Origin of the sequence: Nocardioides jensenii JCM 1364 = NBRC 14755, assembly GCF_001552535.1 — a bacterium.
Taxonomy (GTDB): domain Bacteria; phylum Actinomycetota; class Actinomycetes; order Propionibacteriales; family Nocardioidaceae; genus Nocardioides; species Nocardioides jensenii.
Genome location: NZ_BCRJ01000003.1, coordinates 107,919 through 123,438, shown reverse-complemented (window position 1 = coordinate 123,438; position 15,520 = coordinate 107,919). Strand labels below are relative to the sequence as shown.

Below are 15,520 nucleotides of genomic sequence, written 5' to 3'. Positions count from 1 at the left end.
GGGTCAGCGGCTTCTCGCTGGATCGATCGTGAGCAGCTCGTTCCGCTTGGCCCTCACCTGCAGCTTGCGCTTGGGATTCTTGAATCGCCAGCGGTAGGAACCAGGCTCATGTCCCTCGTGCGCAAGCTCCTTGATGAGCCCTGGAAAGCTCGAGTACTTGACCTTCGCGCCCAAGCGGCCGCCCAAGGAGAAGCGCTTCGCCGCGTCTTGCTTGGATGCCAGCTGCACGGTCGCGGCACCGGGGCCGAGGCTGATGCATTGGAAGAAGACCGCGATGTCGATCGGCGCGGGTTCTTCGCCAGCGATCCGACGCAACACGGTGTCCGCCGCGTGCGCACCCAACGGGTTCGCCGCCTGACAACTCATCCGCAGCGGCAGGTCCGACGGTGCAGCAGAGTCCCCCGCCGCGAGGATCCTTGGGTCGTCCACGCTGGTCAGCGTCTCGTCGGTCAGCAGGCGGCCGTCGGCGTCGGTGCTCAGCCCGCTCCGTGCTGCCAGGTCCGGCAGGCCGAACCCGGCGGCCCAGATGATCACCCTGCTGGACAGCGCGCGTCCGTCGCTGAGTTGGACGGAATCGCGCTCAACCCGGGCGACCCGCGCGCCGGGACCCTCTACGAGCGTGACTCCCAGTGCCAGCAACTTCTTCGTGATCTTGCGGCGTGTCTTCGGGTGCAGATACGGGTTCAGCACCTCCCCGCAGACCAAGGTCACCTTGGTGCCCCTCGCTGCGAGCTCGGAGGCGACCTCGATGCCTGTTACTCCGCCTCCCACAACCGTCACCGGCGCGTCCGGCGGCGCGGCCTCGAGGGCCGATCGGGCCCGTTGCGCCTCTTCCAGACTGGCGATGGGCAAGGCGAACTCGGCTGCGCCGGGGACATCAGGTCTACCGCTCCCGCTTCCGATGGCGTAGATCAGGTAGTCGTAGTCGAGCGATTCGCCGCTCGCCATCGTCACCGTGCGCCCCGAGCTGCGGATCTGGGTTGCGCTGTCGACCACGAGCCGAACTCGCTCGGCAAGGACGTCGGAGTATTCGACGACGGCGTCCCCTGAGCCGGCGAGATGCTGCTGCAGGCGGATCCGGTGGACGAAGGTCGACCGCGGGTTGATCAACGTCACGGTCAGGTCATCGCGTTGCGTCAGGCGGTTGGCCGCCATGACACCGGCGTATCCACCGCCGATCACGACGACGCGGGTCAATGCTTCGGCGTTGTCGTGCGCGAGTTCAGAGTTCACCAGGCATCTCCTTCGAAGTGGACCGTCACAGACATGACGAGTGGCCGCGGGGCTAGGTAACAGCTCGGCACACGGCATTGCCCTTCGGCAATCCCGAAGCCAGCGTCGAAGGGGAGTGGCTGGAGTCACGGATCCTCCGAGTCACTTTCTCGACCGTCACAACGTCGGCTCTGTGTACGGACTCCAGCTAGAAGCGATGCGGAGAGGAGGTTCGTGTGAATGTCTGCATGAAGCTGAACGGTGGGGACAATCCTCAGGGTCCGACCACACAACGGCGACGAGATGATGACGGCCGCTCGCCATGGTGGCTGGAGATCATGAAGGAGCTCTTCGTCGTCGGCGCCCTCTACACCCTGTACAAGCTGGGAAGGCAGCTGGCAGTGGGACAGGAGCACCTCGCCCGTGCAAATGCTCGAGTCGTTCACACTCTGGAAGACCAGCTTGGCCTGCCTTCCGGCGCTCCGATCCAGGGGTGGTTCACGGATGGAACCTTGCATCTCGCGAACGTGTACTACGTGACGGCGCACTTCCCCGTGGCGCTGACGTTTCTGATCTGGGGATTCACCGTTCGACCACGAGTCGAGTACGTCTGGGCGCGCAACCTCCTGCTGGTGCAGACCTTCCTCGCCCTGATCCTGCACATCACCCTGCCCCTGGCGCCGCCGCGTATGTTCCCTGAGTGGGGCTTTCGCGACACCATGGAGCGCATCGGCCCGTCGGCATACGACGGTGCGAGCGCGACCATCTCCAACCAGTTCGCCGCCATGCCGAGTCTCCACGTCGGCTGGGCCGTCCTGTTCGCCGTGGTGGTCGCGCGCACCGCGGCGCCTCCTTTGCGTGTTCTCGCCGGTGCCCATGCCGCCATCACCATGTTGGTCGTCATCGTCACCGCCAATCACTGGTGGAGCGACGGAGTGGTTGCCGTCGCCCTACTGGGCATCGCCCTGTGCATCTTCCCCGGCCCGGGTCGCGGACGGTCTCGGTCGCTGCTGACAGGCCGCCGTCCAGACCCCAGTCGGCGCGGCGCGAGAACACGTGGATCCGATGCCGTTCACTGACCCGGACGACTGGATCCCCGCCCTCCTCGGTGGACTTTCTGCATTTGCTGACGCGATCCTGGGGCTGGGCGTCGTCGTGCCAGGGGAGGTTGCCGTCACCGGTCTGGCAGTTACGTTGGACGACGCGCAGACAGCACCATCCGTTGTCATGGTTGCCTTGGGGCCAGTCGTCTCCGCGACCACCTGAACTATGGATTGGGACGAGCCGGCGGTCCGCGCCTGGCTGGATCCGCGGTCGCAGCCCTCGGCGTGCGACTCCTGGACGATACGGGCCGTGGGCCATCATGCTCACCCGTCTCATCCCGGTGGTGCGCACCCTCATCCGGCGATCGCCGGTGCCTCGGGCCTTTCGTATGGCCGGTTTCTTCCGGCTTCGATGCGGGGCTCGCTGCTGTCGGCACTGACGTGGGTGCTGGTAGCCAACGCCATCACACGAGCACTGAGCGAGGCAGGCCTCGTGGCCGTAATTCTGGGGACCGCCCTCGCCGCGCTTGTGGGGCTCGTGAGGATGCGCCGGTCCCGTCGTCGACGCAGCTGAGCGCCGAGCATGTCGGCATCGAGGACTGTCGGCTACCGGTCGCCGACGGTGCGCTGTCGCCACCGAACGTCGGACGTGGGTCTGCGCTGGCGCGTCGTCCGTGTGGTCGTTGCGTGTGGGCCGACGGCGGTGGGGACCCGGCCGATGGCCGACATCGTCGTCACCTCCCAATGAGGCGGCACGTCGAACTCGGCAGTCAAGCCCGCGCGGTCGAATGCCCGGAACTGTCGTACGGACAGACCCAGAAACTGTGCTTGAAAGGTCATGTGTGCGACAGCCTGACCCAGGTCATAGGTCGAGAACTCCGAGAACTCCCAGTCGGTGTTCTCGATGAGTCGGTGTGACAGGTTGGCGATGAGTAGACCCGCTGACGGCGCCCATGCTTGGGAGCTCTCGGTGAGATGGCGGGTCAGACGGTGGTGTTCTGGCTCGCCGCGCCGGCCCACGATGAACGCCCACGGTTGGGAGTTCCCGGCCGATGGCGACCAACGCGCGGCCTCTAGCAAGGAATCCACCTCGTCGAGGTTGACGGTGGCGACGCCATCGAACGCGGTCGGGCTCCATCGTGACGCCAGCACGGGGTGGAGGAGTGGATGGGCTGGTTCAGCCACGTACCTGACCGGCCACGTCGGGAACCTGCGAGCGTTCATGATGCCGAGGTAACCTCTGTCGGAGAGTGGCGTCGTGTCGACATCGCCAGGAGGGACAGTCCGAGGATTACCCAGCCACCGAGAACCAGCAATGCGTTCACGGAACCGGCTCCGTCGAAGAAGGCGGTGGATCGGATAAGGGTGCCTGCGGCGCCGATCGGTAGGAACTGGCCGATGTCACCCCACGGTTGTGGCAACCAGGCGGAGCCCGACGCGATTCCCGACAATGGGTTGGCGACGAAGACCATGGTCAATGCGCCCACGCCGATACCGACGTATCCCAGCAGAGACTCCAGCCCGAGAACGGTGAGGGATATCGCCGCGATTCCCAGTCCCACTGCCGCAGAAGTGCCCCAGAAGGCCCCGTCGACCGTGCCCAAAACGAACCTGAGGAGGACAGTCGCAGCGAGGCCCGCGACCATCGAAAACGCCAGACTGCCGACGATGCGCCGTGTCCTGCTACGTCGGAACATCGTGGCGAGCGCGACCGCGGACAGGGTGCCCCCGAGGGCAAGGGGGAGAGCCAGCGCCGCCACTCCTGAGCCATTGGGGTCGTCGCTGGTGAGGGGCGCCACATCGATGTACTTCACAGGCTGTCCCTGGGACGCGAACCCGGAGCCGATGTTGCGCAAGAGGGAGACGTAGGGGGCACCAGCAGCGGATGCGACCTGGATCGTGATCCCATCTGGAGCGATCGAGATTCCGCCCACTGCGGCACGCTCCTTGATCGCAGAAGCCACATCGTCTGAAGTGGCATGAACCTTCACTGCGAATGCGTCGGGGCGGTTCTCATCCAGCGTGGTTCGCAACTGGGCGACGGCGGGCTCAGGGCCGGACACTGCGAGTGGCAGATCATGGGGTCCGGAGTGGATGGCCGGTGTGGAAAAGGCCAGCAACATCAGGCAGATCACAGCAGTGAGGCCGAGAACTATGCCAACCAATGCGCCAGAGCCGGGCGCTGATTCGATACGAGGGCTCGGGCGTTTGATCATATTTGACTCCAAGGTGGTCGAATGCTCCGAGGGATGCGCGACTGGACGAGATCCGCACTCAGCCGGGCGACGCATCAACGAGAATCAGTGCCTCGCTGCGCCTGTTTGCACGAGCGCCGGAAGAGTCCCGATGGACATGAGATTTCTCCTGGCGGAGAGGTACCTCAAATGAAGTGACGATGCGCGCCACATCGAGGTAACAGGCCGCGATCCGCTTTCACTCAGGAACTGCAGGCAGATCGATTGCTGCTAGTCGAGCTGGATCGATCACGGACTCCATCGCGACGATGCGACCGTCGATGACCGTGCACGCCATCACGCCGCGTACCCGGCCGTCGAGGTCCCAGACGCCGACGCCTGGCTCTCCGTTCACGAGCACCCGCCGCGCGGTGAACTTCGCTCGCCTCGCCTGCTTGAGCTTGTCGGCCACGCTGGATGCTCCCTGCCTGACGACTGAGCCGCGCGCCGTGTGGACCCGCCAGGTCACCTCTGGATCCAGAACGCGTAGCAGGCCTTCGAAGTCACCCTCCCGGGCGGCGGCGAGGAAGGCGTCGACGACTGCGCGTTGCTGCCGCCGTTCAGCCGTCGGTCGGGGGGTGTCCTGGACCTTGCGACGGGCTCGCCAGGCGAGCATCTTGGCGGCGTCGGTCGACGTTCCGACGACCTGACCGATCTCATCGAACGGCACTGCGAACATGTCGTGCAGCACGAATGCCAGCCGCTCGGCCGGCTTGAGGGTCTCGAGCACCACCATCAGCGCGAGTCCAACCGACTCGGCCAGTACTGCCTCGTCCTCTGGCCCGGCTTCGGTGTCCTCGGCCACCACCAACTCGGGCAGGTGCTCGTCGTACGACGCCTCCGGCCGGATATTGCGTGAACGCAGCACATCGATGCAGACCCGGCCGACGACGGTGGTCAACCAGCCGGCCAGGTTCTCGATCGAGCCCGGATCCTGGCGGGCAAGTCGCAGCCAGGCCTCCTGCACCGCGTCCTCGGCGTCGGCACGAGAGCCGAGCATCCGGTAGGCGACCGCCACAAGCCGCGCGCGCTGTTCATCGAACGCTTCAACCAGCGCATCTGGGGGTCCTGATCCGATCATGAAGACACCTTCCTCGCGCACACCTTGTCAGAGGTATGACGAAAGTCGGAGGCTCGAGGTCACAGAACAACCACAAGCCCAGTGCATATTTTCGGAGAAGCTGATGAAAGAAACCGGGGTCAGGCAATGATGCCGAGGAACACGGCCACGGGCACGAGCGCGAATCCACCTGAGATGAGGATGGCCGTTGCCAAGGCTGTCTGCTTGGCCTTGGCGCTGTTGGTCAGACCGAGCGTCTGCGCGGAGCTCCAGATGCCGTGATGGAGATGAGCACCGAGCGCGGCCAGCGCAAGCAGATAGATCAGTGTCAGCCACCAGGTGCTGAAGCTGTCGACCATCAACTGGTAGCGGTTGTCGGTCGGGCCGCCGGTGACATTCACCCGGCCGACCGTGAAGTTGATCAGGTGCCAGACGATGTAGAGCAGCAGCGTGATTCCGCCCCACCGCATCGTGCGGCTCGCCACCGTTGCCTTGGCGTACCTCCTGACGACGTACTGCGTCGAGCGGGCCCTGTGAGCACGCTTCCAGAGCGAGAACGCGGCGTAGATGTGGATGATCACCGCGAGGATCAGTGTGATGCGGACGGCCCACAGAAAGCTCGTGTGCGGGAGCACTGGCCCTCCCACTTCGCGTAACCACTCCGCGTAGTGGTTGAACTTGTGCTCGCCTCCGAAGGCTTTGAGGTTTCCGTACATGTGGAACAGCAGGAATCCCACCCCAGTCAGTCCGCTGACCGCCATCAGGATCTTCAGGAAGATCGTCGTGCGGCTCCCGCGGGCGCTGGTGATCAACGCATTCGGCGCCGTTCTTTGGCTGGACATCCGTCCCTCCGAGTCCTGGATCGCTCGCATTGGCTATGTCACGACACGAGACAAAGTGGTTCCGCGTTCTGTGACAATCTCCGGAATCAGGTGGCGCCGGTTCGTATCGCCGACTCGGCCGCTCCAGGCCGCCCCCGGTCCTGCGCGCGTCACGTCAGGGGTCTGCTCGAGAACCTCGATACAGGCTCAGGAAAGCATCCACGCCGGTGGTGACGATGGTCCTGACCTCGTCCTCCGGTAGGGGCACGGCACCGTAGAACGTGCGGTGGTTGACGTCGGTGACAGTGAGCAGTGTCAGGTGATTGGCCGCCAGCTCGGGATCAGGCACTTCGAGCAGCCCCCGGGTGGCGAGCGACGCCAAGTAGGGAGCGAGGCGGAGGTATGCAGTCTGAGGGCCGGCGGATATCCAGGCTTGCAGGATGTCCGAGGGCAAGTGGACGGCTTCGGCCTCGATGGTGCGCACCAAGGCGAAGTGATCTGGATAGGTGCTCACGGCGGCTACCCGGTCCAGACTGAAATCGATGAGGTCCTCGCGGAGGTCGATGACCTTCCGAAGGTGGCGCTCCATCAGCGAGTTGATCGCCTCGGTCACGTCTACCGCACCCTCAAGCGCCACGGCGAGGAAGAGATTGTGCTTGTCTCCAAAGTGGTTGTAGATCGTGCGCCGTGACACCTGGGCCTCGGTGGCAACGGTGTCGATGCTGGTGCGGGTGTATCCGTCACGCCCGAAGACTCGGCGTGCGGCGGAGGCGATCGCCTGCCGCTTGTCCGCGCGACCGTAGCCGGAGCTCGAGCCGCCCGTCTGCGACCGGGTCATGCCGTCAGCATGCCAGAGTCGTGCTGCGCTCGAATCTGCCGGGACAACCCCATCAGGAGTTCTCGTAGCAGGTTCTCGGTAGCAATGTCGGTGATCGTGCCGTCTGGGCTGATGCGTTCATGACAGCGGAAGACCAACACCTCGGGGCGGGCCAATACCTTTGCATCGATGGCGGAGAGAACCTGGCGAAGCGCGATCTGGGCGCGTACCGTCCCGAGCGCTCCGGGCGACGCCCCGGCGATTGCCACCGGCTTACCAGTCAGCGCGGCGGCCCCAGTCGGTCGGCTGGCCCAGTCCAGCGCGTTCTTCAACGCTGCCGGAACAGACGCATTGTGCTCGGGGGTGACCAACAGAACCCCGTCAGCAGCCTCGATCCGGCTGCGGAGATGAGCCACCGCGGACGGCAACGGGTCATCGTCCAGATCCTCGTCGTACAGCGGCAGCGTGCCGAGTTCGTCGAATACCTCGACCGTGGTTCCCACCGGACACAGCTCGCGCGCCCCGCGCAACAAAGCAGCGTTGTAGGACCGAGTGCGCAAGCTGCCCGACAGACCCAGGACGCGCAGTTGACGTGCAGCCATCATCTTCCTCTTCCTCTATGTGCACATTACAGTCTACAAAGTAGACGCTACTGTGTAAGTCATGACCACGCAACTGATCACCGCGCCTGCGCCGCCCCATCCCTCGAGTCGCCGCTGGAGCCTCGTCCTGCTCGCTTCCCCCACCGCGCTCGCTGCCAACAGCCCGGTCCTGCTCTTCGACCGGTTGAGCTCGAGCTTGGAGGAGCCGCTCCCTCTGGTCGTCTGGGTGGCCATCGCGTTCGGTCTGGCCGCCGCCGTAGCTACCCCGGTGACCAGCGCCGTACTCCGCCGCTATGGGGTTACGACCGTGCTGGTTGGCTGTGGAGCCTTGGTCGGAGCCGGGTCCTTGCTGGTCGTGCTGGCCCCCTCGCTGGCGGTGCTGGCCTGCGGCCGTCTTGCTCAGGGAGCGGGCGGGGCGGGCCTCTTCACGCTGGCGATGACTCTGGCCGACTCCACACGAGTTCGCGGCTCGATCACCGCGGCCAACGGGGCAATCGGTGCGGCAGGACCGCTCGTCGGTGAGCTGCTCAGCACAGCAGTCTCGTGGCGCTTGGCGCTGAGCGTGTCGGCGGTGAGCCTGGTGGCCATCCCGCGCGTTCGCCATATCGCTGTCTCGCAGATGGTGGCCGACCGGCGGACCGGCACGTTCGACGGCATCGGTGCTGCGGCGTTTGCGTTCTTGGTCACCGCGTTGGTTCTGCTACCTCACATCCCCGCGCACGCGGGGGTGATGGCGGTCCTGGCGCTCATCGCGGTGGCGATCCGCATCCGGGTACGCCCGCACGGTTTCGTGCCGCTGGCCGTGCTCCGAAACGGCGCCTTCCTCACCAGCAGCTTCTTGGTGCTGACGCTTTCGACCTCCTACTTCGCCCTGCTCTACCTGTTCCCCCGATTAGCGTCCCGCTGCTGCGGCTGGGAGGACGGCCGCGTGGGATTCGCGCAGCTGTCGGCTCTGCTCGCCGGCTCCCTTGCCGCATGGTGCTGGACATCGTGGTCCCGCGCGTCACAGCGCGTCGCTATCGCTGTTCCGGTGCTGGCGGGTGGCCTCACCGTCGCTCTTGCTCTCGCGAACACGTCGGGGGCGCTCCTGTTGGTACCCGCCGGGGCAGTGTTCGCGGCAACCAGCGGGCTCGCGGCGCTCATTTCGCCCGCCACCGAGTCCGCACCCACACAAGATCGTTCCACCGCCACAGGGCTCGTCATGCTCGCATACCTGCTCGGCGGCGCGTTCGGTCCCAACCTCGCGTCAGCTGTACTGAACTAGATCGCTTGGGTCGTGAAGCGCTTCCGATGCTGGCCGCCACGCTAGGGTGTGATCCACATCACACCCGATGCCTGTCATCAATCAGCGCTCCGTTCCGCTCAAGTGACATGGAGCAATCGAACCGACATGAACAACACACGAAGCACCGCATCGTGGTCTTGGGCGCCGGCTACGCCGGAGCCTTCACGGCCGGGAACTTGGTGCGCCGACTGTCCCCGACGGACACGGTGATCACGGTCGTCAACGCTGAGGAGGAGTTCGTCCAGCGGCTGCGCATGCACCAGTTCGCGACAGGCCAGCACATCGACAGTCCAGCACTCGCCGACGTCTTCGCGGGCACCGGGATACGGCTACGCGTGGCCAGAGTCACCGCCGTCGACCCCGAGCGCCAGATCGTCACTGTGGCCGACCCCGCGGGCGGTGGAGAGATTGGCTACGACACCCTTCTCTACACGCTGGGCAGCGCCGTCGCCGACCACGGGGTCCCGGGAGTTGCCGAGCATGCCTTCCACGTCACCAGTCGTCCGGCTGCTCTGCGCCTCCGCGAGCGCCTGGACCAGTTGGGTGATGGCGGCAGGGTGTTGGTAGTCGGCGACGGATGGACAGGCATCGAGTCCGCCGCCGAGTTCGCCGAGTCCCGGCCGAACCTCTCGGTGACGCTGATCGCCCGAGGCGAACTGGGGGCCCGGCTCTCACCCGGGGCCCGCCGTCACCTACGCCGGACCTGCGAGCGGCTGGGTATCACCGCGGTGGAGCACACCACCATCGAAGCCGTCGAGGCGACACAAGTCATCGCCACCGACGGCACTGTCTTCGCGTCCCACGCGACCGTGTGGACCGCCGGGTTCTCGGTGAACCCGATCGCTGCTGCCAGCGGACTGGAGGTCGCCTCGACCGGTCAGATCGTCGTGGATCGCACCATGCGCTCGGTCTCGCACCCGAACGTCTACGCGGCCGGCGACAGCGTCTACACCATCGGCGACAACGGCCGACCCTTGCCGATGTCCTGCGCTTCGGCTGGCCACACCGGTGGGCAGGCCATGGACGCGATCGTGGGCCGCCTGACCGGCCGCAAGATTGAATACACCAAGCTGGTCTACCCGGGCAACCACATCAGCCTCGGGCGGCGGGACGGGATCCTCCAGACGGTCGACGCCAAAGGACACCCGAAGCCGAAGTACATGGGCGGCCGCAAGGCCGCCCGCATCAAGGCGGGCATCGTCAAGATTTCGCTGTGGGCGGTCTCGCACCCGACCTTCGGCATGCCCAAGCGCCAGCGACGTCTGACCGCTGCAGCGATTGCGTCCAGCCGAGACGACGATCGCGCAGCCGCCTAGAGTGGCGAGAGTGGAGAGCAGCGCCATTGACCGCTTCGACACGGATCGGTTCGAGGCCAGCCGAAACCGGCTGGCCTCGTTGGCCTATCGGTTGCTGGGATCCGCCGCCGCCGCCGAAGACGTCGTGCAGGATGCGTTCCTGCACTGGCAGGCTGCCGACAGGCAGCAGATCCAGGTGCCCGAAGCATGGCTGACGAAGGTCGTCACCAACCTGTGCCTCGACCGCCTTCGTTCGGCACAGGTCCGTCGCGAGCGCACCGCGGGTGACTGGCTGCCCGAGCCACTCCTCGACGGTGACCCGATGCTCGGTCCGGCCGAGACTTTTGAGCAGCGCGAATCGGTGTCCCTGGCGGTGTTGACCCTCATGGAGCGCTTGTCACCCCACGAACGGGCCGTATACGTCCTCCGCGAAGCGTTCTCCTACAGCCACGGCGAGCTTGCCGAGATTCTCGCCATCACCGAGTCCGCAAGCCAGCAGCACCTCCACCGGGCCCGGCGCCGTATCACGGCCGCGCGTCGTCGCGGCACCGAAGTTGACCCGGGATCCGCCCGCAGGATCGTCGAGGAGTTTCTCGCCGCCGCCTCCTCCGGCCGTACCGAGCGGTTGGTGAGGCTGCTCACCGATGACGCAACCGCAATTTCCGACGGCGCCGGACTGACCGAGAGGCTGCTGCAGTACGACACTCCGCAGCGCATCGCGGCTGTCGCACGAGCCGGCTTCAATCCCACGCCTGCCAAACGGCGACTTGCCGGTGGCACACCTGCCGTCCACTACGCGCTCGTCAACGGGACCCCGGCCATCCTCTTCGTCATAGGAGACCAGGTGATTGGCGCAGTTGGGTTCGACATCGCCAACGGGAGGATCGCAACCGTGCGCGGCATCGCAGCGCCCGCCCGCCTCGTCCGACTTGCCGAGGCGTGGCGCCAGCATGAACCAGGGACACCACTCATCGCCCGTTGGTGATCCGGCGGCCACTCGGGTCCCATGTCCTTGATTCAACAACGCCGGCATCACCGGATCGGCTTTCACTCAGGAACTGCAGGCAGATCGATCGCTGCAAGCCGAGCCGGATCGATCACAGACTCCATCGCGACGATGCGACCATCGATGACCGTGCATGCCATCACGCCACGCACCCGGCCCTCAAGGTCCCACACTCCGACGCCTGGCTCTCCGTTCACGAGCACCCGGCGCGCGGTGAACTTCACCCGCCTCGCCTGCTTGAGCTTGTCGGCCAGGCTGGATGCTCCCTGCCTGACGACTGAGCCGCGCGCCGAGTGCACGCGCCAGGTCACCTCTGGATCCAGGACGCCTAGCAGACCTTCGAAGTCACCGTCCCGGGCGGCGGCGAGGAAGGCGTCGACGACCGCGCGTTGCTGCCGGCGCTCAGTGGTGGGCCGGGGGGTGTCCTGTACCTTGCGGCGAGCCCGCCAGGCGAGCATCTTGGCAGCGTCGGTCGATGTTCCGACGACCTGACCTATCTCGTCGAACGGCACTGCGAACATGTCGTGCAGCACGAACGCCAGCCGCTCGGCCGGCTTGAGGGTCTCGAGCACTACCATCAGCGCGAGTCCAACCGACTCGGCCAGTACTGCCTCGTCCTCTGGCCCGGCTTCGGCGTCCTCGGCCACGACCAGTTCGGGCAGGTGCTCGTCGTAGGACGTCTCCGGCCGGATATTGCGTGAGCGGAGCGCATCGATGCAGACCCGGCCGACGACGGTGGTCAACCAGCCGGTCAGGTTCTCGATCGAGTCCGGATCCTGGCGGGCAAGCCGCAGCCATGCCTCCTGCACGGCATCTTCGGCGTCGGCACGAGAGCCGAGCATCCTGTAGGCGACCGCCACAAGCCGCGCGCGGTGTTCATCGAACGCTTCAGCCAGCGCATCTGGGGGTCCTGCTTCGATCATGTAGGCACCTTCCTCGAGTGCTCTGTCAGAGGGATGGCGAAACTCAGGGCTCGAGGTCACAGATTGAACAGAAAGCATGGCGGTCTCAGCTCCCAAATGACTCGGGCCCGAATCGTCCCCACGCGACGAACGCCGCCAGAGTGAACCAGGCGAGGTCGCCCAACAGGCTGTGCCACTCGCGACGCATGATCCGGGCGGTTCCCGCTCCGGCCATGATCAGCATGAGGCCGAGTGCGGCGAGTGGTACCAGCACCGGTGCGATGTCGAGTGCGGCGGGCAGGATCAGTCCTATCGAGGCCAGTACCTTGAGGGCGCCGAGTGCCTTGATGAACCGAGGGTCGAAGTCATCGACGTAGTGCTGGGCCGGGCTGATGGCACGGAACCGTTCCTTGGACATCGCCAGCATGGCAACGCCGCCAGCCGAGAAGCCGACGGCCAGCACGCCGGCCACGATCCACAGTGCGATGTTCATGCGTCTCCTTTTGCGAGGCCACCCTCGTGGTGGCGTCCGCCCTTGAGACGAGACAACAGGCCGGTGTGTGACATCAACCGGCTGACGGCGGACATGTCACAGATCGGTCGTCTGCGTCGTCTCATGGACATGCACCCCAGGGACCACCGGAAGCAGGAGACCAGCCAGATGACGCAAGCCCGCGAGTTCGAGTCGCTTCGCCCGCTGCTGTTCTCGATCGCCTACCGGATTGTGGGCAGTGTCACCGAGGCCGAGGACGCGGTGCAGGAGACGTGGCTGCGTTACACCTCCAGCACGGTCCGGCCCGAGTCGCTGAAGTCCTACCTGTCCGCAGTGGTCGCCCGGATCTCGATCGACGTGCTTCGCTCGGCGAGGGTCCGTCGGGAGACCTACGTGGGACCGTGGTTCCCCGAGCCGTTGCCCACCGAGACCCGGTCCGCTGACCCATACGACGACCCAGCGCGCGCGGCCGAGCTAGCCGACTCGGTGTCGATGGCGTCGCTACTCCTGCTGGAACGGCTCAGCCCGCTCGAACGCGCGGTGTTCGTGCTCCGCGAGGTGTTCGAGTTCGACTTCAACGAGATCGCCGTAGCGGTGGGACGATCAGAGCCGGCCTGCCGACAGCTGGCCTCCAGAGCCCGCGGCCACATGAGGCAGGGCCGGCCGCGCTTCGAGGCCGACCGGCGTAAGAGGACCGAGCTCGCCGACCGCTTCTTCGACGCCCTCCGCGGCGGAGACCTCGACCGACTGCGAGAGCTTCTCACTGCTGATGTCGTGACCATCAACGACGGTGGCGGCAAAGCCGGCGGGCAAGGCGGCTTGTTCGGTGCCGCCAAGGCGGCCCGGATCCTGGTCGCCACGGTGCCCCCGCTACTCGCCACCGGCGCGACCATCGAACGACTCGAGCTCAACGGTGAACCCGGAGCCGTCCTGCGTGACCGGGACGACAATGTCATCGGCGTCTGGACACTGGAGATCCTCGACGGACAAGTCCAAACCATCCGCTCAGTGACCAACCCGGACAAGCTCCGTCACCTCGGACCGGTCGGCGACCTACGCGCGGCGCTACGCCCGATGAAGCGGGATGGCGTCTGAACTGATCTACACCGCGCCGTGTAGATGGCCACGACAGAGCTCAGTCCGGGCGCCTCGATACTGGATGCGGCGAGGCGTCAACGCACCGGGTCCTGATCGGCTCGCATCGGGCAGACGCAGTCTGGACGATTACTCGAGGAGCAGCGTGATCCCGACGGCCCACAGAAACCTCGTGTGCGGGCGCACTGGCCGTCCCACCTCGCGTAGTGGTTGAACTTGTGCTCGCCATTCCGCACCCGTGAGTAGGGGCAGGCGACCGCGCCGCTGGTGGTGGTGGGCAAGTGGTTAGCGGCGTCCCGGCAGAACACACTGGCCGCCGCGCTCGACGAGTGGGGCATCCTGCGCCGCACTCCTTGGCGTGACGGCGCGCAGGACCGGGGGTTGGCCTGGCGCGGCCCAGTCGGCGCCTGCACACGATGGGCCTGCGCGCGCGACCCCAGTGGCGCACGTAAGTCGCATGGGGGTTGTTACCTTTTTGCGGTGGGCTCCGTCAAGAAGGTGCAGGCATCCAAAAGACGAAGGAGACCCGATGGAAACCCGGATCAACCCCATGGCCAACGAGATCGGGGCGAAGTGGGCCAAGCACATCATCTCGTCGAACAAGGCCATCACCGACTCCGCGTTGCCCAAGGCGGTGCAGGAGTTGGTGAAGATCCGCGCCAGCCAGATCAACGGCTGCGGCGGCTGCCTGGACATGCACACCAAGGACGCCGCGGCCGCCGGCGAGAGCATGGTGCGGATCAACCTGGTCGGGGCTTGGCGGGAGACCACCGTCTACACCGAGGCTGAGCGGGCGGCGCTGGAGCTCGCCGAGCAGGGCACCCGGTTGGCCGACTCCAGCGGCGTCACGGACGAGGCGTGGGCGAACGCCGCCAAGCACTTCGACGAGGACCAGCTCATGGCCCTGGTGGCTTTGATCTGCGTGATCAACACCTTCAACCGGCTGAACGTGATCACCCGGACGCCCGGCGGCGAATACGAGCCGGGACAGTTCGGCTGACAGACGCTCCGCGGCAAACGCTGAGGCTCAGGCGGACCCGGGGACGACCCCGGGCCTGCCCGTAGCCTCTGGACGCTGTACCAAGGACAAGACTCATGAACACCGCACTGTGGATCGTCACCACCCTGCTGACCGTCATCTACCTGCTCTCCGGGTTGGGGAAGCTGTTCGTCCCGCGCGAGAAGATGGCGACGATGATGAAGGCCGCGCGCTGGACCCTGGACTTCCAGCCCGGCACCCTCAAAACCATCGGAGCGCTGGAGATCCTTGGCGCCGCGGGCCTGATCCTGCCCGCCGTGCTCGACGTCGCGCCCATACTCGTCCCGCTGGCGGCCACCGGCCTGGCACTGATGATGGCCGGCGCCACGATCATGCGGATCCGCCGCGGTGAGACCAAAGCCGCGCTGGGAGACGCGTTCTACCTTGCCCTGGCTGCCTTCGTGGCTAGCGGGCGCTTCGCGTTGGAACCCTTCACCGGCTGACCGCCCCGCAACCCGGGCGGGATACGGCGTCCTATTCCCGAAGCTCGCTGGCGCCAGCATGGACCCGGGACAGCCACTCGAGGCTCACTGCCGACTCGGTCGCCACGCATTCTTGCCGTCGATGTCACAGGTGGCCGGGCTGTCTTGTCTCAGGTTCGAAGAAAGGTTCTGAG

17 protein-coding genes are annotated in these 15,520 nt (G+C 66.0%); 8 read left to right on the top strand and 9 right to left on the bottom strand.

What is annotated here, in order from left to right:
* Positions 1 to 3: 3 nt before the first annotated feature.
* Positions 4 to 1,233: an NAD(P)/FAD-dependent oxidoreductase gene (locus tag NJ4_RS01315; RefSeq protein ID WP_245644399.1), complete on the bottom strand. Its 1,230-nt coding sequence runs from the start codon at positions 1,231 to 1,233 to the stop codon at positions 4 to 6.
* Positions 1,234 to 1,460: 227 nt separating this feature from the next.
* Between NJ4_RS01315 and NJ4_RS01310 the strand changes: the two genes are divergently transcribed.
* Entirely contained in the window at positions 1,461 to 2,291 is an 831-nt protein-coding gene (locus NJ4_RS01310) for a phosphatase PAP2 family protein (protein ID WP_082748063.1), read from the top strand.
* On the top strand, positions 2,278 to 2,478 hold the full coding sequence (locus NJ4_RS01305; protein WP_067428967.1) for a hypothetical protein: 201 nt from the start codon (positions 2,278 to 2,280) through the stop codon (positions 2,476 to 2,478). The genes NJ4_RS01310 and NJ4_RS01305 overlap by 14 nt, the downstream gene beginning before the upstream one ends.
* 383 nt (positions 2,479 to 2,861) lie before the next feature.
* On the opposite strand, the gene NJ4_RS01300 is transcribed toward NJ4_RS01305, so the two are convergent.
* The 6 genes from NJ4_RS01300 to NJ4_RS01275 form a co-directional block, all read right to left on the bottom strand.
* On the bottom strand, positions 2,862 to 3,479 hold the full coding sequence (locus tag NJ4_RS01300; RefSeq protein ID WP_082748062.1) for a nitroreductase family protein: 618 nt from the start codon (positions 3,477 to 3,479) through the stop codon (positions 2,862 to 2,864).
* Positions 3,476 to 4,471 carry a hypothetical protein gene (locus NJ4_RS01295; RefSeq protein WP_067428964.1) on the bottom strand — a complete coding sequence of 332 codons (996 nt, stop codon included), beginning with the start codon at positions 4,469 to 4,471 and terminating at the stop codon, positions 3,476 to 3,478. The genes NJ4_RS01300 and NJ4_RS01295 overlap by 4 nt, the downstream gene beginning before the upstream one ends.
* 217 nt (positions 4,472 to 4,688) lie before the next feature.
* The gene (locus NJ4_RS01290) at positions 4,689 to 5,570 is read right to left on the bottom strand and encodes a sigma-70 family RNA polymerase sigma factor (RefSeq protein ID WP_067429375.1); all 882 of its coding nucleotides are present in this window, start codon (positions 5,568 to 5,570) and stop codon (positions 4,689 to 4,691) included.
* Between the two features lie 119 nt (positions 5,571 to 5,689).
* Positions 5,690 to 6,391 carry a succinate dehydrogenase cytochrome b subunit gene (locus NJ4_RS01285; protein WP_067429371.1) on the bottom strand — a complete coding sequence of 234 codons (702 nt, stop codon included), beginning with the start codon at positions 6,389 to 6,391 and terminating at the stop codon, positions 5,690 to 5,692.
* Positions 6,392 to 6,545: 154 nt separating this feature from the next.
* Complete coding sequence (locus tag NJ4_RS01280; protein WP_067428962.1) at positions 6,546 to 7,208, bottom strand: TetR/AcrR family transcriptional regulator; 663 nt, start codon at positions 7,206 to 7,208, stop codon at positions 6,546 to 6,548.
* Complete coding sequence (locus NJ4_RS01275) at positions 7,205 to 7,792, bottom strand: NADPH-dependent FMN reductase (protein WP_217996712.1); 588 nt, start codon at positions 7,790 to 7,792, stop codon at positions 7,205 to 7,207. The genes NJ4_RS01280 and NJ4_RS01275 overlap by 4 nt, the downstream gene beginning before the upstream one ends.
* A 58-nt stretch (positions 7,793 to 7,850) precedes the next feature.
* Between NJ4_RS01275 and NJ4_RS01270 the strand changes: the two genes are divergently transcribed.
* The 3 genes from NJ4_RS01270 to NJ4_RS01260 all read left to right on the top strand — a co-directional run bounded on the left by NJ4_RS01270 (position 7,851) and on the right by NJ4_RS01260 (position 11,354).
* The gene (locus NJ4_RS01270) at positions 7,851 to 9,053 is read left to right on the top strand and encodes an MFS transporter (RefSeq protein WP_067428959.1); all 1,203 of its coding nucleotides are present in this window, start codon (positions 7,851 to 7,853) and stop codon (positions 9,051 to 9,053) included.
* 107 nt (positions 9,054 to 9,160) lie between these two features.
* Positions 9,161 to 10,390, top strand: a complete 1,230-nt coding sequence (locus NJ4_RS01265) for an NAD(P)/FAD-dependent oxidoreductase (protein ID WP_067428958.1) — start codon at positions 9,161 to 9,163, stop codon at positions 10,388 to 10,390.
* Between the two features lie 10 nt (positions 10,391 to 10,400).
* Positions 10,401 to 11,354, top strand: a complete 954-nt coding sequence (locus NJ4_RS01260; RefSeq protein WP_174524570.1) for a sigma-70 family RNA polymerase sigma factor — start codon at positions 10,401 to 10,403, stop codon at positions 11,352 to 11,354.
* Positions 11,355 to 11,416: 62 nt separating this feature from the next.
* On the opposite strand, the gene NJ4_RS01255 is transcribed toward NJ4_RS01260, so the two are convergent.
* Positions 11,417 to 12,298, bottom strand: coding sequence for a sigma-70 family RNA polymerase sigma factor (locus NJ4_RS01255; RefSeq protein WP_067428953.1), 882 nt, complete (start codon positions 12,296 to 12,298; stop codon positions 11,417 to 11,419).
* Between the two features lie 85 nt (positions 12,299 to 12,383).
* On the bottom strand, positions 12,384 to 12,770 hold the full coding sequence (locus NJ4_RS01250) for a DoxX family protein (RefSeq protein ID WP_067428950.1): 387 nt from the start codon (positions 12,768 to 12,770) through the stop codon (positions 12,384 to 12,386).
* A gap of 129 nt (positions 12,771 to 12,899) precedes the next feature.
* On the opposite strand from NJ4_RS01250, the gene NJ4_RS01245 reads away from it, so the two are divergent.
* The 3 genes from NJ4_RS01245 (at position 12,900) to NJ4_RS01235 (ending at position 15,347) form a co-directional block, all read left to right on the top strand.
* A complete protein-coding gene (locus NJ4_RS01245) occupies positions 12,900 to 13,865 on the top strand; it encodes an RNA polymerase sigma-70 factor (protein ID WP_245644397.1) in 966 nt (321 codons plus the stop codon).
* Between the two features lie 529 nt (positions 13,866 to 14,394).
* Entirely contained in the window at positions 14,395 to 14,865 is a 471-nt protein-coding gene (locus NJ4_RS01240; protein ID WP_067428947.1) for a carboxymuconolactone decarboxylase family protein, read from the top strand.
* Between the two features lie 95 nt (positions 14,866 to 14,960).
* A complete protein-coding gene (locus NJ4_RS01235; RefSeq protein WP_067428944.1) occupies positions 14,961 to 15,347 on the top strand; it encodes a DoxX family protein in 387 nt (128 codons plus the stop codon).
* The last annotated feature ends 173 nt before the right edge of the window (positions 15,348 to 15,520 follow it).

Coding starts and splice junctions, on each gene's coding strand:
- NJ4_RS01310 (WP_082748063.1), top strand. CDS start 1,461: ATGAAGCTGAACGGTGGGGACAATCCTCAGGGTCCGACCACACAACGG.
- NJ4_RS01305 (WP_067428967.1), top strand. CDS start 2,278: ATGCCGTTCACTGACCCGGACGACTGGATCCCCGCCCTCCTCGGTGGA.
- NJ4_RS01295 (WP_067428964.1), bottom strand. CDS start 4,471: ATGATCAAACGCCCGAGCCCTCGTATCGAATCAGCGCCCGGCTCTGGC.
- NJ4_RS01275 (WP_217996712.1), bottom strand. CDS start 7,792: ATGATGGCTGCACGTCAACTGCGCGTCCTGGGTCTGTCGGGCAGCTTG.
- NJ4_RS01300 (WP_082748062.1), bottom strand. CDS start 3,479: ATGAACGCTCGCAGGTTCCCGACGTGGCCGGTCAGGTACGTGGCTGAA.
- NJ4_RS01245 (WP_245644397.1), top strand. CDS start 12,900: ATGCACCCCAGGGACCACCGGAAGCAGGAGACCAGCCAGATGACGCAA.
- NJ4_RS01265 (WP_067428958.1), top strand. CDS start 9,161: ATGGAGCAATCGAACCGACATGAACAACACACGAAGCACCGCATCGTG.
- NJ4_RS01255 (WP_067428953.1), bottom strand. CDS start 12,298: ATGATCGAAGCAGGACCCCCAGATGCGCTGGCTGAAGCGTTCGATGAA.
- NJ4_RS01290 (WP_067429375.1), bottom strand. CDS start 5,570: ATGATCGGATCAGGACCCCCAGATGCGCTGGTTGAAGCGTTCGATGAA.
- NJ4_RS01270 (WP_067428959.1), top strand. CDS start 7,851: ATGACCACGCAACTGATCACCGCGCCTGCGCCGCCCCATCCCTCGAGT.
- NJ4_RS01235 (WP_067428944.1), top strand. CDS start 14,961: ATGAACACCGCACTGTGGATCGTCACCACCCTGCTGACCGTCATCTAC.
- NJ4_RS01240 (WP_067428947.1), top strand. CDS start 14,395: ATGGAAACCCGGATCAACCCCATGGCCAACGAGATCGGGGCGAAGTGG.
- NJ4_RS01250 (WP_067428950.1), bottom strand. CDS start 12,770: ATGAACATCGCACTGTGGATCGTGGCCGGCGTGCTGGCCGTCGGCTTC.
- NJ4_RS01285 (WP_067429371.1), bottom strand. CDS start 6,391: ATGTCCAGCCAAAGAACGGCGCCGAATGCGTTGATCACCAGCGCCCGC.
- NJ4_RS01280 (WP_067428962.1), bottom strand. CDS start 7,208: ATGACCCGGTCGCAGACGGGCGGCTCGAGCTCCGGCTACGGTCGCGCG.